Annotated in this window: 9 protein-coding genes; 1 reads left to right on the top strand and 8 read right to left on the bottom strand. The window is 41.7% G+C overall.

The features are described from left to right. Positions 1 to 12: 12 nt before the first annotated feature. The 3 genes from BLU33_RS02960 to BLU33_RS02950 form a co-directional block, all read right to left on the bottom strand. Positions 13 to 2,229, bottom strand: a complete 2,217-nt coding sequence (locus tag BLU33_RS02960; RefSeq protein ID WP_091380120.1) for an alpha-N-acetylglucosaminidase — start codon at positions 2,227 to 2,229, stop codon at positions 13 to 15. A 122-nt stretch (positions 2,230 to 2,351) separates the two neighbouring features. Further along, complete coding sequence (locus BLU33_RS02955) at positions 2,352 to 3,947, bottom strand: RagB/SusD family nutrient uptake outer membrane protein (protein ID WP_091369037.1); 1,596 nt, start codon at positions 3,945 to 3,947, stop codon at positions 2,352 to 2,354. Between the two features lie 21 nt (positions 3,948 to 3,968). Further along, positions 3,969 to 6,944, bottom strand: a complete 2,976-nt coding sequence (locus BLU33_RS02950; RefSeq protein ID WP_157682029.1) for a SusC/RagA family TonB-linked outer membrane protein — start codon at positions 6,942 to 6,944, stop codon at positions 3,969 to 3,971. Between the two features lie 352 nt (positions 6,945 to 7,296). Here BLU33_RS02950 and BLU33_RS02945 point away from each other — a divergent pair, with 352 nt between their 5' ends. After that, positions 7,297 to 8,307, top strand: a complete 1,011-nt coding sequence (locus tag BLU33_RS02945; RefSeq protein ID WP_091369030.1) for a LacI family DNA-binding transcriptional regulator — start codon at positions 7,297 to 7,299, stop codon at positions 8,305 to 8,307. Positions 8,308 to 8,407: 100 nt separating this feature from the next. On the opposite strand, the gene BLU33_RS02940 is transcribed toward BLU33_RS02945, so the two are convergent. The 5 genes from BLU33_RS02940 to BLU33_RS02920 all read right to left on the bottom strand — a co-directional run bounded on the left by BLU33_RS02940 (position 8,408) and on the right by BLU33_RS02920 (position 18,031). After that, entirely contained in the window at positions 8,408 to 9,391 is a 984-nt protein-coding gene (locus BLU33_RS02940; protein WP_091369027.1) for a hypothetical protein, read from the bottom strand. Between the two features lie 29 nt (positions 9,392 to 9,420). Further along, entirely contained in the window at positions 9,421 to 10,071 is a 651-nt protein-coding gene (locus BLU33_RS02935; protein WP_091369024.1) for a hypothetical protein, read from the bottom strand. A 23-nt stretch (positions 10,072 to 10,094) separates the two neighbouring features. Continuing rightward, positions 10,095 to 11,603, bottom strand: coding sequence for a RagB/SusD family nutrient uptake outer membrane protein (locus BLU33_RS02930; protein ID WP_091369022.1), 1,509 nt, complete (start codon positions 11,601 to 11,603; stop codon positions 10,095 to 10,097). 72 nt (positions 11,604 to 11,675) lie between these two features. Further along, on the bottom strand, positions 11,676 to 14,888 hold the full coding sequence (locus tag BLU33_RS02925; RefSeq protein ID WP_091369019.1) for a SusC/RagA family TonB-linked outer membrane protein: 3,213 nt from the start codon (positions 14,886 to 14,888) through the stop codon (positions 11,676 to 11,678). A gap of 401 nt (positions 14,889 to 15,289) precedes the next feature. Further along, positions 15,290 to 18,031, bottom strand: a complete 2,742-nt coding sequence (locus BLU33_RS02920) for a DUF5695 domain-containing protein (RefSeq protein ID WP_091380116.1) — start codon at positions 18,029 to 18,031, stop codon at positions 15,290 to 15,292. Positions 18,032 to 18,240: the final 209 nt, after the last annotated feature.

Below are 18,240 nucleotides of genomic sequence, written 5' to 3'. Positions count from 1 at the left end.
TATTATTGGTTATTAGTAGGCAACGCCTATTATTTTACGGTATTTGTTATAAATAGCATTTGCCTGTACTATGCTGCTACCGGTGGTTTGTAAAGGATAACTTTTATGACTGTTTACCCACTGCCATTCCCATTGGCTTATCGATTTGCCAAAACCTTTTATGTCAGCCTCCTTGCCTTGCTGCAGCGCGTTATCCAGCAAAGCAAAGAACTTTTCCCAGCGGGCTTTATAGAAATCGTTGAGCAAGCCGCTCCATTGCCTGCATGAGTACTCGTGCAGCGGACTATTTACATCGCCCCAAAGGGTGATTAGATCACGGGCATTGCGTTCATACAGGTCCTTCTCGGCTATGGTACTGCCTTGTTTACGGGCATCAGCCAGCCACGGGCCAAGCAGGAAATCTTTACGGGTTGCTAAAAGTGCATCCATATCACTAATAAGTTGCAGGTATTGCCTGCTGTATTTTCTAAAATCGGCTATATTTTTTTGGCGATAGGCATTTACCCATTTGCTTTGCAACGGCAATGCATAATTGGCAAGTGCCTGGCGACTTACATCGACCAGATCGTACCTGAAACCATCGCTATTGCTGCAGTTTGGGATAGCTTTCATCATCGCATCCCAGGCAGGTAAAAATTCCTTTGGTTTATAGTTAAGCGTAGTGTGCGTCCAAACAGTATTTGAATCGAGCGTTGGCCTGCCGGTGATGATGGACTCGGAGCCATCCCTTATATTGCCCCCGCCATTGTAAACAGTGGCGCGCATTACTTTCCAGGCTTGTTGTGTGTATTTATTAATATGGCCATAGCGGTTAAGCTGGTATTGTTTTATCCATTCATCAAGGTTGATGGGCTCGCTCTGCCATGTATTGCTGGTCATGAGCTCGTAAAGCACCGGGTTCTGCTCAATAGCCTCCATTGTTAGGCCTATACCTTCCAGTTGTTTTGATGCCGGGTCTTTCAACGCTGCAGCCGGACCATTGGCCACCGCATCCATCCTGCCATAAAGTACAATATTGCCGCCAAAGTTGTGTAGCATATTCCAGATCCATGGTTTGCCGTAAAAAGCATCGGTGCGTTTCCATACCGGTTCAATTTCAGCGGCAAGGTCAAGGATGATCATGTGTTCATTAGGTACGGCATCCAGCAGTGCTTTAATCTGCGGAGCTTTCCAAAATTTTCTGTCGTTATAAAACAACCAACCCTGCATTACCCAGGTTGCCTTTGGATCGGCATTGCTCATGGCCTGGTATACCCGTGCGCTTAATGCCGAAAGGTAGGTAGTATCGTTGGTTGGCGGTTCGTTTTCGTTAAAGGTATCGGCAGAATATAGATGATCCGTGCCATAAAGTTTTGTTTGTGTTTCAATAAACTTGCGGCCTATTTCGGCAAAAAGCGGATCCTCGGTATCTAATATATAAGTATCGGCAAAGCCGTTGTTCCAGTTAATTTTTTTAAGTTTTGATGCCGGATAATGTTTTTGGAACGATGGCGGAACATGCCCGGTGAATGATTGCAAAATAGGTTTCATACCCAAATCACGTTCGCTGCGCAATATTTTTTGTTGCAGATCACGATGACTTTGCATCCAGCTTATGGGTAGCGGGCCGCCCCAGCCATCCAAATTACCCATCCAGAACCAGGAGAAATAAGCCGGACCGCAAAAAAAGTCTTTCAGATCAGCATCAGAAAAACCCATGCTTTTATAAACTTCGTACCAGGTATATTCCTGACCGGTTAATGCCAGCGGCATGTTTACCCCGTGCAGGGCCATCCAGTCGATCTCTTTTTGCCACCTGTCCCAGCCCCACCAGCTCATACTGTAATTAAAGGTGCAGTAATTGAGGTAATAGCGATAATTATACGGAGTTGCTTTATGGATCTTTTGTGCAACAACCGGTAATACCTTAGGTAAATTAAGGTTGGTACCATTCCAGGTTACCTGGCAATGGCAATATTGGGTAAGGTAATAGTACAGTGCCGAAGCCACCGAAACGCCATTACTGCCCCTTAATATAATTTTATTGTTTTTGCTTTCAATTTCAAACGCATCTTTAGCTTCCGGGGCAAGTGGCTCAACCACAAATGCCGATGACCGTTGCGGTAGTACCCTTTTAATAAGCGCATAAGATGCAGGAATATTAACCTGAGCCGAAACGTTGGTATTAACTGCAAAAATTGCAAACAAAACACCGGTGATGAATTTTAAACAGTGTGTATTTTTTTTCATAAACAGAAGATATAAAACAGGTAATAATTGAATTGATATTACGCTATTAAATATCAGTAAAAAAAATAGAATATGGGCCGAAGCCCACATTCTAAACCTACAACTTATCCAATTTATATTTATTAATAACCGGGGTTTTGCACCAGTTTGCTATTTAACTGCAACTCAGGCGTTGGTACGGGGAAGATACGGTGATTGGGGTCTGCATCTGTTTTTATACCCCATGCATTTTCATACATTCCGTATCTGATCAAATCATTCCTGCGCCAGCCTTCATCAGCAAATTCTCTTGCGCGTTCTTCAAGCAGGGTTGTTAATGTTACGGATGTAAAAGCAGCAGCCTTTGCACGTGAACGCACCTGATTAACTAATGACAGTGGAGAATCGCCATTGGTAGCAGTTGCACCACGCAATATTGCTTCACCTTTTTCCAATAAAACATCAGCATACCTGAAAAGCGGTACATCATTACCCTGAGCACGTGTAGGTGCAAGGCTATCCGGATAGAATTTGTTATTACGGTAACCTTCCTCATTAGCCAGCTCATCGTTACCAACATCATACAATGATGGTTGCCTGAAAACGATGTTCGGCGTAAACTCTAACTGGTGTACTACAGTGCCGCTAGGGTCAGAGCCGGTATAGCTGGCATCAAGGCCAATATTTGTAGTTGTTATAGTAATAGGGGTACCATCATTGTAATATTGTTTTCCGGTAAGATATTGGGCATTACGGATATCATTAGGGTCATTAAAATAAGCGTAATACTGCGGATAGGTATATACCGGCCCATCAGGAGCATAAGGCATATCATATTTCTTTTGCAGGGCCGGGTGTAAAGTCCAGCGGGCATAGTACATATATGGGGCATGCACGCCATCATAAGGTATGGCAAATATAAAGTCCTTTATTTGCGGGCCGTTACTAGGCTTAAACATTCCTAAATAATCGGCATCTAAACCATACTGTGCACCTTGTATAATGTTATCGCACATGGTAACACAATCCTGGTAGCGGGAGGTGCCTATGTAATACTGGGCATTCAGGTACATTTTTGCTAATATGGCATAAGCCAGGTACTTGGTAGGCCTGCCATAAGTTGAAATCCCTACCGTACTGCTCAGATTCGGGATCTGGGCCAATAATTCGCTTTCAATAAAAGCAAAAATCTTTGCCCTTGATTGAGTCCCTAAATTGGTAGTATCGCCAAATGTTGTGGATATAGGCACATTACCAAAGTTATCCATCATGAAATAGTATGAGAGGGCCCGCATTGTCTTTATCTCGGCAATTGTTTGGGTTTTACTGGCACTGGCAGGCACTGAATTAAACAGCGATAAAACCTGGTTACAGGTACTGATGGTTGTAAATCCCCAGCTCCATAGTGTTTCAAGGTTGCCGTTATCAGCAGTATAGGTATGAAGGCTGAGCTGTGAATAGATGGCCCCATCATACCAGTTACCGCCACGGGCTACCAGTGTTTCCATATCGGTACTTAAATTTTCAACCAGCCACCATTGCCTGCCAGGTGCATCGGCCGCAAATGCAGTATAAATAGGCCCTGTAGCAGCTACAAACTGCGCCGGTGTGGTAGGGAAGTTAGCCGGCGTAAGTGTAGAAACCGGGGTTACATTAAGTTTTGTACAGCCCGACAAGTAAACTGCTGCCGTACTCAGAGCAACAAGGCTCAGAAATATATATAGTTTAAAACGTTTCATCTTAATTGATTTTTAGGTTAATTATAAGTCTACTTGTAAGCCGGCAAGGAATGTGCGCGTTTTCGGATAATAATTATTGGCATCAACACCAATAAATTGCCCGCTTGCCTGATTGTTAAGACTCAGATTCAATTCCGGATCAACACCTTTGTATTTGGTAATTATAAACACATTGGTGGCCGTTGTATAAATACGGATACCATGTATATAATTGCCCGGCACTTTAAATTTGTATGATAGTGTTGCATTACTCAACCTAACAAACGTTCCGCTTTCCAAATAACGTGTAGAGTATAAGTTAGCATTTACATCGGTAACAGGTTCACTTAAAGTAATTACCGGCACGTTATGCGTAGTGGCTGAATAAGGGGTATTAAAGTCTGCCAGCGAAGCATCCATTATCTTATTCCCTCCCTGACCGCGGAAGAAGAAGTTTAAGCTGAACTTTTTATAAGTAAGTGTATTTCCCCAACCGAATATGTAAGTTGGCTGCGCGTTACCAGCATAAGTACGATCGGTACTGGTTGGCGTAGTGGTTGGTTTACCATCGGCTCCCATATAGGTAGATACACCGTTAACCAGGCCGATATATTTCAACGTGTAAAATTCGCCAAGTGGATAACCTGCCTGTATAATTGAAACTGTGGTGCCGCTTTGGCCCGGCCCTTCGGGATCACCGGCATAAATTTTTGATATATCATTACCCAGCGAGGTGATCATGTTTTTATTAAAGGATATGTTTCCATAGCTATCCCATGTAAAATCTCTCGATTTTATTGGAGTACCGTTCAAGCCAATTTCAATACCCTTATTGTCCATGCTACCAACATTAGCTGTTAAAGTACTCACTAAATAAGTAACTGTTGAAACGGGGACAGAATAGATCATGTTAGTGGTCTTTTTATCGTACACATCAACAGTACCACTTAAGCGGCCTTTCAACAATGAGAAGTCAACACCTAAGTTCAGTGTCGCGGTAGTTTCCCACTTCAAATTTGGATTCGGATTTTGGGTAGGGCCAATAGCGCCTATCCAGTTGCCATTATAATAAAATGAACCGGTAGTACCATATTGGGTTAAAGGTGTATAAGCATCAAAACCGAGTGAGTTACCTGTTTTACCATAACCTACACGCAGTTTAAGGTCATCAAACAGGTTTTGATCCTTCATGAAGGATTCATCAATAATCCGCCATGCGCCTGATACTGCCGGGAAATAACCCCATTGATTATTAGCGCCAAATGCATTTGAACCATCACGACGAATAGATGCCTGGAATATATATTTGCCCTCATAGCTATAATTTATACGAGAATAGAAGGAGATCAAACGCAATGTTTCATCCGAGAAACTCCCATAATTAGGAACATAACCCGCAGGTGCTGTACCTAAAGCAAGGTTATGATAACTGGTGGCATCAGAAACAAAGTTTTCGTTGCTTGATTGAAAGCCGTTACCTGTTTCAGTTTGATCGAAGGAGTAACCAAACAGGACTTTAAAGTCGTGCTTGCCACTCCATTTATGCGCATAGCTCAGGTAGTTTTCAAATAGTTTTTTGGTATCCTCATCCTGCGAGCGGGTAGCTACACCTCCCAGATTCTGGGCCAGCTCTGATGCTGAATTAAGGTAAACATTACCTGTTGTGTTCCTATCCTGATAAGCTAAATTTAAGTTATATAATACGCCAAAAGGTAATTGCAATTCGGCTTTGGCATTAGCCAGTAAAAGGTTAACTTTTTGATTGTAGGTATTAGTTTCCAGCAAACCTAAGGGGTTATAGCCTAATACTAAAGTAGGATCGTTATAAAAACTACCATCGGCATTGTAAACGGCACGGGTTGGAAGCGCTTGCACAGCAGCCCTGAAAACGTTAGGGTTAGCGCCATTTGCACTGTATAACGGAATATCATTAACGATAAGATCCTGATTGGTTATGGAGTTGCTTAAAGAGAAATCTAATTTCAATTTATCATTTAAGGCTTTGTGTGATACATTTAACCTTCCGATAAACCTGTTTAAACCGCTGGTTTTAACTATACCCTGATCTTCAAGATAGTTAATACTACCGCCAAATACGGTCTTATCGGTACCACCGCCAAATGACAGGTTATGATTTTGAGAAAATCCGCTGCTGCGCTCAATTTCATCTTCCCAGTTAGTAGTACCGTTATCATTAGCCGGAGTAAGGCTTTGGCCAGTTTTTGCTAAAAATGCCTTTAATTGAGAAGCAGTTGCCACCTGGAACTGGTTAGCTATTTTCTCGATACCTGCATAGGCATTATAGGTTAAATATGACTGCCCGGCTTTGCCTTTTTTTGTGGTAACGATAATAACCCCGTTAGTAGCCCTGCTACCATAAATTGCCGCTGCCGAAGCATCTTTTAAAACATCGATAGAAACAATGTCTGACGGTGCAACAAGGCTAAAATCAGCATCAGGCACACCATCAATAACATAGAACGGTGATGATGCCGCCCCGGTACGCAAAGTTGAAGGCCCTCTTAAGGTTACCGTTGCTGTTCCGTTAGGGTTACCATCATTTGTGATGTTAAGGCCCGCTACTTTACCTTCCAGCAGGTCGGCTGGTGTGGCCACTACACCCGTATTAAAGTTTTCTGCTTTAACGGTTGTAATTGCGCTTGTCAGTTCTTTTTTAGTTGTGGTGCCGTAACCTATTACCACCACATCATTAAGGGTTTTCTGACCTTCAGTAAGCGTTACATTAACCGGGCCGTCATTCCCTACAGTTGCTTCTATTGATTGATAGCCAATAAAACGAAACTGCAATACGCTCCCTTTTGCAGCGTCAATAGAAAATTTCCCGGCAACATCAGTTGATGTTGATTTGTTTGTACCCTTTACCTGTATGGTTACACCTGGCAGCGGGCTGCCTTGTGCATCTTTTACAGTGCCTTTAACAACGCCGGTTTGCGCCAGGGCATTGCTAAAGCAAAAGAGCAGTAACACGGACAAGATTCCGAAGAGATATCTTGCCATGAATAGTTTGTGTCTAATTGTTATCATATTGGTTAATTTAATTGGTGACTTTTTTGTATCCTTAATTATAAGCTAAATGCAATATATCATTTAACATTTATAACTGTTTAATAAACATTTATAAATGAGCTATTATTTATAATTGGCAGCAATTGTATTACTAAATACACGTTTCAGATAAACTAAATATCATTTAAAAACTCGCTTTTTTGTGACATTTAAATTACAAGATTATCTAAAAGTGAAAATTTTTGAAATCGCTTTTATCAATTTCACCGTATTTATTTACGTAAACGTTTACGGAATAATAGTATATTACACACTAATAAACCAATAATATAATACCTGTAAAATGGGGGAAATAAACATAAAAAAACTTGCTTGCGAGCTGAATTTATCGGCGGCAACTGTTTCAAGGGCGCTGCGCGATAGTCATGAGATCAGCAGTGAAACCAAGGCCAGGGTACTTGAAATGGCCAAAAAACTTAACTATGAACCCAATCCGTTTGCCAGCAACCTGCGGGGGCAAAAAAGTAAAACAATTGCAGTAATAGTACCCGAGATTGCCAATAACTTTTTTTCACTGGCTATTAACGGTATTGAAGAAGTGGCACGTGAGCGGGACTATCATGTATTGATTTACCAAACGCACGAGAGCAGCGCAATTGAAACATCTTTTCTTAACCGCCTTTTAAGCGGGCGCGTTGATGGCGTTTTAATATCCCTTGCCTGTGAAAATGTAGATAAAGAGCATTTTAAAAAGATAAGCAACCAGCTACCAGTAGTTTTTTTTGACCGGGTGCATGATGATATTGAAGGGGTAAAAATTACTACCGACGATTATGAAAGCGCCTATAATGCCGTACAACATCTTATTGAAAACGGCTGTAAAAAAATAGGGTATTTATTAGCCCTTAACGCTTTATCAACCGGCAAAAAGCGGCTGCAAGGTTACCTTGATGCCTTAAAAGACAATAATTTTCCGGATGACGGGAATTTAATTATGAAAAATGGTGCAAACAATGATGAAAACTACGCGCTTATCAAAAATTTTATTGTTGAACAAAAACCCGATGGCATATTATCTTCTATTGAGGAACTTGCCATGCCTTGTTATTATGCCTGTAAAGAACTGAACTTAAGTATACCTGCTGATTTAAAACTCATTAGCTTTTCAAACCTTGCTCATGCCCAACTGCTTAACCCATCGCTTACTACCATTAACCAGCCTGCTTTTGAAATAGGCGTGGAAGCAGCAGGCATTTTATTCAAAATATTTAATAAACGATGGTACGAGCCTAATCAAACCATTATTCTCAAATCTAATCTAATAAAAAGAGAATCAACAAGGGCAATCGCTTAAAAAGAGATACAAAGAAAAAAGCCCAAACAGCAAGAACGCCAATTAAATTAATTGGCGTTCTTGCTGTTTAATGGCAAAAAGTATATGCCCTAAATAATTCTTAAGGTACTCTTGTAACATCCAGCATACTAATGGTAATGATATAAGTACCTGTTGTTTCATAAAAATAAGTGGTAAAGGTAGTATTGGCATTCAAACCGTCAGCAGTATGTGTGCCGGCTATCGTATAATAGCTTAAGGCATAGCCAGCCCATGAGTAAGCACTTACTGTTTGGAACACAGGAAACTGCGGCACACCACCCGGATAGCCGTATTCAATAGAGGTATCTGTTTTCATCTCCGGATAGTACGGGTCCCAGTTCTTCCAGGTCGGGCGTGCAGGCCTGGCGTAAACCTCTCCGTTTGCAGGGTTAAAGGTTTTTCCGTTCTTATCTTTCCATACAAATATGAATTTATTGGGGCCAGTGGCTATATGGGTTATTGTTACAGGCATGTTTGAAACAGAGGCAGTAATAAAATTGATAAATTTATCATCGGAGTGGCTATAAGCAGTGTAACCTAAGCTATCGGCAGTTTCAGGAACCACATTAATCACACAGGCATTTTTAAGAGTTTTGGTACCGCGGATATTTGATGCCTGCACATCAATAATATAGCTGCCGATAGGCACATTACTGGTGCCCTGGGTAAACTGTAGTCTACCGCCAACGGGGTTTACGCTGAAAGGCGCAAGCAAGCTGTCTTTCAGTTTAAGGTTTAACAGGGTCAGTGTGGAGTCGTCAGAAGTTATGGCGCTTTTATACACTTTTACCGTATCCTTTTTCAGGAGCGTGCCGCTGGCATCTTTACCCGTAGCCAGATCACGAACAGCTAATAATTTTACGCTTATAGGCGTAGTTGAACCATCGGCAACCAAACCATTGGAAACCGTGGTTATACCCTGACTAACGGTAAACGGGTTAAGGCTGTAATACATGTTATTACTAATAAAGCCCACCGGTGTTTTTGAACACCCGGCCAGCAAAACTATTGTTGCCCCGCAACATACCAGTAATGCTATCAGGAAGTTTTTGATTGTAACCATTTGTTGAATGTTTTTATAATTAGGTTAAACTATAGTTTGTTTAATGTGGCATTATTAACCAATACATGCAGCGTAGTGCCTGAGCTGGTTTTTATACCCGTTGTTTGGCAGGGGATCACTATATCCACAGAGTCTGTTGCTGAAATGCCTGATGACCCATCTACCGCGCCGTTTACTTTTACATAATCAAGGGTATTGTAGGGAAATGCCACATTAGCACCGTCAAGGTAAACCACCTGGTTGGCTGCTGTATATTTTATAGCACTTTTTACTCCTGCATCATTGGTATAAGGCACCTCAACAAGTGTTGCCTGGCTCAGGTTTATGGTTTGCCTGAACATATACTGCCTGAACAGATTTTGAGTAACGGAATCTTCCAGCTGGCTCAAACTGTCGATCTTTAAATTGGTGATCAATAAACGCAACGACATATCGGTAAAAGCGAAAAAAGTTTTTGCATTATTTATGGAGTCCTTCAAATTAAAATGGTCTGCAAGCATCAATACGGTATCAAACTGATGGTATTTATTATTTTTTAAATAATCATAGGTTGATAATGGGGTATTCGGATTTTCCAAGCCTCCATCGGTAAGGTATTTATCTTTTTTACAGCTAATGACAGCCAGCGGGATAAGCATCAGCAGTGAAAGCTTTATAAGGAGTTTATTTATCTTTTTCATATCGTTATCTTTTAATATCCCTGTTAGTTAACTTTTCCTACCCAGAAGGAAGTTTGAGCAAGTTTCGGGTTCAGTGTAAACAATGATGGGTCAATTGGCCAGTAGTATTTTCCCGCGGCAAACTCGGCGGTGCTTATTCCGTCAAACTGCTGTTCGTGATTAAGGCGCTCCAGCCTAACCAGGTCGTAAAATCTACTACCTTCTAAAAACAATTCACGACCGCGCTCATCAGTTACTGTTTGCAGTGTGTTGGCGCCGGTAACACCGGTAAGCGGAGCGGCATTTCTGTTCGTGCGAATAGTATTAACTATGGTTAAGGCACCGGCATAATCAGGAGCCGATTTAGCACATAGCGCTTCGGCTTTTAAAAGCATAATATCAGCCAGCCTGAATATGACCATGTTATTTAAGGATACCTGGTAAGTGGCGTTATTATTTACATTTTGTATGTTGGTATACTTTGTACACATGTAAATATTTGTACTACCACTGGATACTCGTATAAAACAATTTTTATATCGCACATCATTGGTATCTGAATACAGTGTTGTTACCAATGTGTTATTTATCTCCCATATAGGTAAGCCTGTAAAACCGGTAATGTATGGAGCTGTAAGCGTTAAGCCCGACAATGAATAAGGTGCATTTGCTATAGTACTTTCTGAAACGGTGTTCTGCGCGATCTCAAATATGCTTTCTGATGATTGCCCTTTATAGATACTGGTAAATGTTGACGGGCTTGTTAAAGTATAATTACCCGAGTTTATTACCTGGTCGCAGGCTGCATTGCACTGGTCATATTTTCCCTGCCATGCGTAAACATGAGCCAGCAGCGCGTAAGCAACACCTTTGTCGGCACGGTAATTCCTGTCGGCTGATCCTTCGTTAATAGCCGGCAGGTATTTAATGGCTATGTTAATATCTGATATTACATGATTTAGAATAGTATCCTGCGGAGATTTGGCAATTTGCGCGGTAGTAGTAGCATCAGTATTACTTAAAACCAACGGAACTGAACCCCATATACGGCACATATTAAAATACATGTATGCCCTTGTAAAGTAGGCTTCGCCCAGATATTTGTTTTTCTCGGCAGTTTGGTCGGCTGTTGAGGTACCGGTAAAGTCAGTAACCGGCATTGCCGAAATAAAACTAAGGCACCTGTTGCTTTGCGCTATAGCTGTATAATAGTTGGTGAATAACCTTAACTTCAGCATTGGGTCATCAATATTCACCACGGGGTCAACAGCTACACCCCAGTTAAACGTATATACGTTTTGCCATGAAGCATTCTGAGATAAGGAAAACTCATTTGTAGGCAAATCGCCATAACCGTATACGGCTAAGGATGTGTTAAAGGCTGATCTGATCAACCCATAAATTGAGGCGACTGCAGAGTTGGCATCGCCATCGGATTGCCAGCTGGTTTCATCGGTTGAAGTGCTGACAGGCTGCTGATCCAGAAACTTTTTACAGGATGCGAATAACAGGGAAATCAGTGCCAGTGATAGTATAATATGTTTAGCTTTCATTTTTCTTTTAGTTTAATGTTCTATAAAAAAGAAACTTGCTTTTTAAAGATGTTTGGTAGTTTTTAATACTGATTAAAAATCAATGTTTACGCCAAGTGTAAATTTTGCGGCTGTTGGATACACCACATTAACCAAACCTGTTGTAGGATCAGCTAATTCAGGATCGGCCAGGTCTTTTGATTTTTTCCACATCCACAGGTTTTCACCCATCAGGTAAACATTCAGCCTTTTCATACCCAAATGCTCTATCCAGCGGGTAGGCAAGTCATAGCCTAACGATGCGTTCTTCAGCTTAATAAAGTCGCCGCTTTCAACAAAGTAATCGGTACTGATATCCCATGGGTCGGTACCTGTATAGGTTGGGTATACCAAACGGGCATATTTAGATACATCACCCGGTACCTGCCAGAAATCGCTAAGTGAACCTGTTAGGGCAGAAACGCCTGCCAGGGCTCCCCAGCTTCCTACCCCCTTAGTACTGTTAAGCGCATCTGAGAAACCTCCGTTTAATACCTTACGCCCAAACATATAAGAGAAGAAGAAACTGAAGGTAAATCTCTTATAGCTAAAGTTACTCCCCAGGCCACCTGTCAACTTTGGATTGGGGTTGCCATAATCAACCTTATCATCATTGGTGATGTTATAATCGCCATTCATGTCAATATATCTCGGGTCGCCAGCTTGCAGTGTAACACCATTAAAGGTTTCCTTTTTACCTGTAGTTGGATCGGTTGGAACCTGTGCGTTGGTGGCATATACCCCATTTGTTCGCCAAACTTTATAATTAAACAAAGGTTCGCCAAGGGTGAGTGATTGCTGCAGAAACGATGGACCAAAGAAGAAGTCCCTGTCGCCATCAGGCAGTTTAGTTACAAAGTTGTTATTGTAGGAGATATTAAAATTAAAGTTCCATTTAAAGGCTGATTTATTGCCGAGCACATTAATATTTGTGGCAAACTCAAGCCCGCGGTTGCGCACATTTACATAGTTGCCTGAGTAATACTCATAGCCGCTATACACCTGCGCAGGGATATCAGAGAAGAATATATTATCAGCATCTTTCTGGTACCAGTCAACAGTAAAGCTAACACGGTTATCAAATAGCTCTATATCGGCACCTACATCAGTCTGCGGATCTCTTTCCCACCTAACCGTACTACTTGCTTTAACACCCGTATTAAAGAAATTGTTACCATATGGAAAAGGAGAATCAACTGTAGTACCGTTGTACGTAGACGGAATACCGCCCAGTGTGGCATTTTGGTTAACCGTTCCGTTTGTACCATAAAGGTAGCTGGCATCATTATACAGAGATTGATACTTGGCATACCAGGTACCCGGGTCCTTACCATCAATACCATAACTTGCACGGATCTTGAAAAAGCTAACTACTTTTTTAATTGGCTCAAAGAAATGTTCATCGGAGGCTATCCAGCCAGCAGAGAAGGCGGGGAAGGTGCCCCAACGGTACTCTGGACTATAAATTGAACTTGCGTCACGCCGAACACTCGCCATAAAAAGATATTTATCATCAAAGTCATAGTTAACGCGGGCGTAATATGATTCTGTTGTCTTTCTGGCGTATGAGGTACTTGCATTTAAATTAATACCTGCCGGAACGGTCTGCACTGTATAAATACCTGATATACTAATACCGGCGGCAGATGAAGATGATGAATACTGCTCGTTACTGTATAGTGATGTACCGCCAACTACACTGAAATGGTGTTTTTTGATACGTTTATCATATTGAACAAAATTTTCAAATGACCAGGCCGGACTGCGGTTATCGTTTTCATAAGCGGTGTTAAGCGTACCGTTAATAGCCTGCGGAACATAATAACCATAATCGTCAGTATAATTATTAGCGCCAAATGTGCTGTGAAAAGTTAAGTTATGAGCCAATGTATCGGTCACCTGCACAGATCCGTTTATCGCGAAGACCTTATCATTATCATAATAATGTGTTTTCCCGCTATAAACACTGGTTTGGGTAGGACTTAGCTGCAACAGAGAGCTTGGCAACTGCCCTATACTGGTAAACAAGAATGCGTTTGAACCCCCAACCCCATGATTTGAGGTTTGAGAACTCATCATCAGGTCGGTTGTGATATTTAATCCCTTTATAGGGTTAATGTTCAGTGTAATATGCGGCGACAGTTTCTGTAAACTATAGCCGTTTATAATCCCCTGCTCATTATAATGGTTAAATGACAAGCGGTATGAAGTAGTACCCGAAAAACCAGCTATACTTACGTCCTGGCTATTTACTATCGCGCTGCTGCGTACCAGCAGGCCTTGCCAGTCAACATCATTATTAAATGCTGAATTTAAACTATCGGTTAGCGCTGCTGGTATCAGCCCTTGCTCAATACTATTATAAGGAAGTTGACTCTCTAATAATTTAAGCTTTAATGCCCTTTCGGCCGCACCGGTAGTTACATTTATAAAGTTTGGAGCAGTAGTGATACCTGTATAGGCAGATAATGTTACCTGAGGTTTTCCACGCTTGGCACTTTTTGTTTTTACGATAATAACACCATTACCACCCCTGGCACCATATATAGCTGCTGCTGATGCATCCTTCAGTACATCGATGGATTCAATGTCATTTGGGTTGATCAGGCTTAGTGGATCATTAGTAGCATTATTAACCCCATTGTTATTTGTATAGGATGTACCAATAGCATTTACATCGTAAACTATGCCGTCAATTACATATAATGGCCCAGAGTTACCGCCATGAAGATTGCCCCAATCGATATTAGTGCTGCCACGGATAACTATATTGGGTTTGGCACCCAACTCGCCGCTGGTTGATAATACGCTTACACCTGCAAGCCGCCCCTGTAACATATTATCAAAGCTGGATTCGGGAATATCGGCAATTACGCTGCCTTTCAGGGATGATACCGCGGCCGTGACATCGCGCCGCTTCTGACTTTGGTAACCTACCACCACCACATCATTTAATGCACGATCATCACTCTGCATAAAAATGATCTCGGGTGTAGTGCCGATCTTAATTTCCTGCCGCTTGTAACTAATACAGCTAATGATAATTGTGTTTGAATTACCTTTTAGCGTGATACGGAAATTTCCGGCCTCATCGGTAATAACGCCATTGTTAACAATGCCTTTTTCAGACACTGTTGCTCCTGCTAATGGTTTTCCGTTACTGTCTTTAACCTGCCCGCTTCGCACAGCCGTATTTTGAGCGTAAGCAGGATTTAAAGAGAATTGAAAAATGCAACAAAGCATGAGGAATAGTAAAATTTTACTCATTTGTTTTTGTTTAGTTATTATTAAATTGTTTAGTTGTTTAGTATTTAAACCTGCACGTGTTGCTTTTTGAAAAAGGCAACATTTCCCCACCAACGAACATTATTAGCGTTCATTTAAAAAGCTTATTTACAATGGGATATAAAGTATTTAGGTCAGCAAATAAGTGTTTGTTATACAAATATAATTCACCTGTGTAACCCTTATTTTACAGAAATTACCATGCTATTGCCCGATTTTAACCTGTATAAAATATTGGCAAGAAATCGCATACTAAAACTTGTGTTTTATAGTTACGGAGCAGGCTTATCAGCGCGGCAAACCGGGCATTTGGGATGCCCATAAACTAAAAAAGTACAACCGGGTGGCTGTACTTTTTAGTATTGTATAAATAACGCTTATTGCTATTTATGGTGGGTGAGATTTACTTTCACCTCACTATTTTTTAAAGCGATTACATAAGCGCCACGTATTTTAGCTGTACCTAAACTATATGTACCTGCCCCAATAACATTTGCAGTTTGTTTGATATGCAGGCGTGCGCTTGGCGTGTATTTATCGGCAGCATCAAGCAATACAGATACAGCGCCGGTAGTGGTATTGTATGATACCGTGTTAAACGTACCCGCATCTAAGGTAAGCCAAAGCCCGGCAGCTGCTATAAACACGCGCGATTTTGCACCGTTGGTTATTTTAACATCAATCCAGTTATCTTTTTGAACCAGGTTACCGCCAAATGCCAGCCAGCCCAGGTTATCATCATGCATAATATAGGTGGAGATATTCACGGCATAGCCAAAAAAGTTCGGACCGTAATCACCTGATAAGCCATCAATTTTAAGCGTTGACGGGAATGAGTGGAATGCAGCCGGGCCAAAGCCATCCTGCGTGATATTTGAAACAGAGCCCATTACACCGCCATACCCTACACGCAGTAAATAAAGATCGCTTGGTTTTTTCCTGTATTCAGCTAAAACAGGTATAGCATTTATGCCTGAACCATAATGGTGCAGTTGGCGCTCGATACGTGAAAGTTTGCCGCCATATAAAAAGTCCCAATAACGGCGAGCCGAACCATTATAGCCCCAGTTTGGAACGGTTGGCATATAGCCCAATATGGCATCGATAGTAACCTCGGCCTTATTGGTATAGCCAAAGTATGACGACCACAGGTAGACTTCCTCCTGCCCGGTTGAATCCCAGGGCATTTCGCTACCGAAAGGATATTGCAGAGTATCCCAGTGATCAGCGCGTACCTTCATGGCTTTTTCAAATATCGCGGCCTTATCGTTCCAGCCTTCCGCTTTTAAATCCATCAATATTAAATAAAATACAGTACCCTCCATTTGCCCGAACTGTACATAATAGGGCGCCTGGTTTATCATGGCCATGGTAGTTTGATACGCGTGATCAAGATACCATTGCCAGTTTTGCTCGGTTACCAAACCTGTGTGGTTACGCGATAAACGGTACATCACCCACCATGCAGCAGCAACATGCGGATAGTTATATGAACGGCCCACATCATTAGCGGCTTCGTGGTTCCAGGCAGTCCAGGTTTTGTGGTCTACACTGTCACTGTAAGTACCTGCCGGCATTTCCTTAGGTGCATAGTAATAAACGCTTTTCTTTACGCCATACTTTTGTTTACCCTCATCGTGCTGAATTACGCCCCATAAAGTATGGTTTACAAAATGCTGAAGTTTATCAATTTCGGCCTTATCCGGCTGAATCAGTTCCTTCATCATAGCGCCGAGCCAGCTGCCCGCGCCACCTTCGTCACTTAAACCCGAGATCCATACACGGCTATCCTGAGTTACCTGTTTCTTGGTTTCATAATCATAACTGATCACCGATTGATCGCGGTGGAAAGGATCATTTTTATTTACATACCATTGCTCATTGGTCAAGAAATGACCAAAATCTTTTAGCATATCGCCTTCGGCCTTTATCACTTTATAATTTATGGTTTGCGAAAGCCCATCCTCATAAGTTATGGTTAAGCGTGCCCTGCCCCATATTTTTCCTTCAATTTGATATGCCTTCCATTTATCATTTTCAGCTACTGTTTCGTTCAGCGTTAAAGCGCCTTCCGGCTCAACCTGCAACGATTTTACTTTTTCATCATAATTCAAAAACAGCTTGGCTTTAGTGCCCATTGGCAATACATAGCCGGGTACGCCAACAACTACAGGACGTTTGTTAGCTATCAGTGTGCTTTCAATACCTTTTATAGAATCGGCCAGTAAGAATTTTACGCCATACTCGGTAGTTTCACCCGGTTTTAAGGTGAATGATGTTGGGGTGTTCCATGGTTCTGCCTTTTTCCATTCGTTTTCAGCATAAGCCTTGCTGTGTACCATCCACTCGTAAAAACCTTCAAAGTCGATTCCGCGCGGGGTAGGATCATCCAATAACGGACTATAAGCTTCAAACGGAGTTTTCCCATAAGGCACAACTACCAAGGCTGGCCCATGCCCGTTCAGGCGGGTAACCTGTAAATAGCCCGCATCTTTACCTATGTAGGGATCATAAAAAACATTTTGCGCATGGGTTTCTTCGAGTGATTTACCCTGCATAATATTATTAAAGATCATCGGGATGCCTAATGAACCGATCTCTACATTTTTATCGCTTGTATTTTTCAGTTTAAAAAGCAGAACCAGATGCCCATCGATCAGCTCATAATAGCGCTGTACATTTAGCGGAATACCTGCGGGTAATGTAGCCGAAAGATCGGCCGCTGCCAAAACCTTATCATCGTTAACCGTTAAGACGCTTACCGGTGCTCTTTTTGTTGAGGTGGAATATTTTGTCCATTCTGTTTCACCCTCCACCCTTAAGCGAAGATCAATATCGCCTAGCTGATACATGCGGTCGCAGCTGCGCAGTTTAAGCCTGTCGTGTGGGGTAAAATCAAACTGAGTATCGCTAACCGGATTTAAAGCCGCTACTGTTTGTGACGATTTAACTAACTGCAATTGCAATGCACCTGTTTTAAAAGTCAGGAAGCCATTATCAAGCCCGAGGGTTGAGGGCCTGATTTCCAAAGCTTTCCATGGGTCCTGCGCCATAGCCGTCTGACCGCCGGATATCAGGCAAATGATCAATATTACTGCCGCAACAAGATTTCTTTGGATGCGCATTATGGTAGTTTTTAAAGGTTTATATATAAACATGTTAAAAATTGCGTAAATTATAATTGTAAATGTACAGGTATGACAAATAGGAGGTTTATTAAAATTTGCCTGGTAGTAGCAACTTCTTATCCATTTTATCCGGCAATAGATAATTACCTGCCATTTTAGGTTAATTAATGAAAAATATGGGCATTAAATGCTTTATATATTTGCAT

Origin of the sequence: Mucilaginibacter mallensis, assembly GCF_900105165.1 — a bacterium.
Classification (GTDB): domain Bacteria; phylum Bacteroidota; class Bacteroidia; order Sphingobacteriales; family Sphingobacteriaceae; genus Mucilaginibacter; species Mucilaginibacter mallensis.
This window is presented reverse-complemented; position numbering and strand designations above follow the sequence as displayed.

What these genes read in the sequence shown, in the direction of transcription:
- BLU33_RS02950 (WP_157682029.1), bottom strand. Translation starts at nt 6,944, where the DNA reads ATGGCAAGATATCTCTTCGGAATCTTGTCCGTGTTACTGCTCTTTTGC.
- BLU33_RS02955 (WP_091369037.1), bottom strand. Translation starts at nt 3,947, where the DNA reads ATGAAACGTTTTAAACTATATATATTTCTGAGCCTTGTTGCTCTGAGT.
- BLU33_RS02945 (WP_091369030.1), top strand. Translation starts at nt 7,297, where the DNA reads ATGGGGGAAATAAACATAAAAAAACTTGCTTGCGAGCTGAATTTATCG.
- BLU33_RS02930 (WP_091369022.1), bottom strand. Translation starts at nt 11,603, where the DNA reads ATGAAAGCTAAACATATTATACTATCACTGGCACTGATTTCCCTGTTA.
- BLU33_RS02960 (WP_091380120.1), bottom strand. Translation starts at nt 2,229, where the DNA reads ATGAAAAAAAATACACACTGTTTAAAATTCATCACCGGTGTTTTGTTT.
- BLU33_RS02935 (WP_091369024.1), bottom strand. Translation starts at nt 10,071, where the DNA reads ATGAAAAAGATAAATAAACTCCTTATAAAGCTTTCACTGCTGATGCTT.
- BLU33_RS02940 (WP_091369027.1), bottom strand. Translation starts at nt 9,391, where the DNA reads ATGGTTACAATCAAAAACTTCCTGATAGCATTACTGGTATGTTGCGGG.
- BLU33_RS02925 (WP_091369019.1), bottom strand. Translation starts at nt 14,888, where the DNA reads ATGAGTAAAATTTTACTATTCCTCATGCTTTGTTGCATTTTTCAATTC.
- BLU33_RS02920 (WP_091380116.1), bottom strand. Translation starts at nt 18,031, where the DNA reads ATGCGCATCCAAAGAAATCTTGTTGCGGCAGTAATATTGATCATTTGC.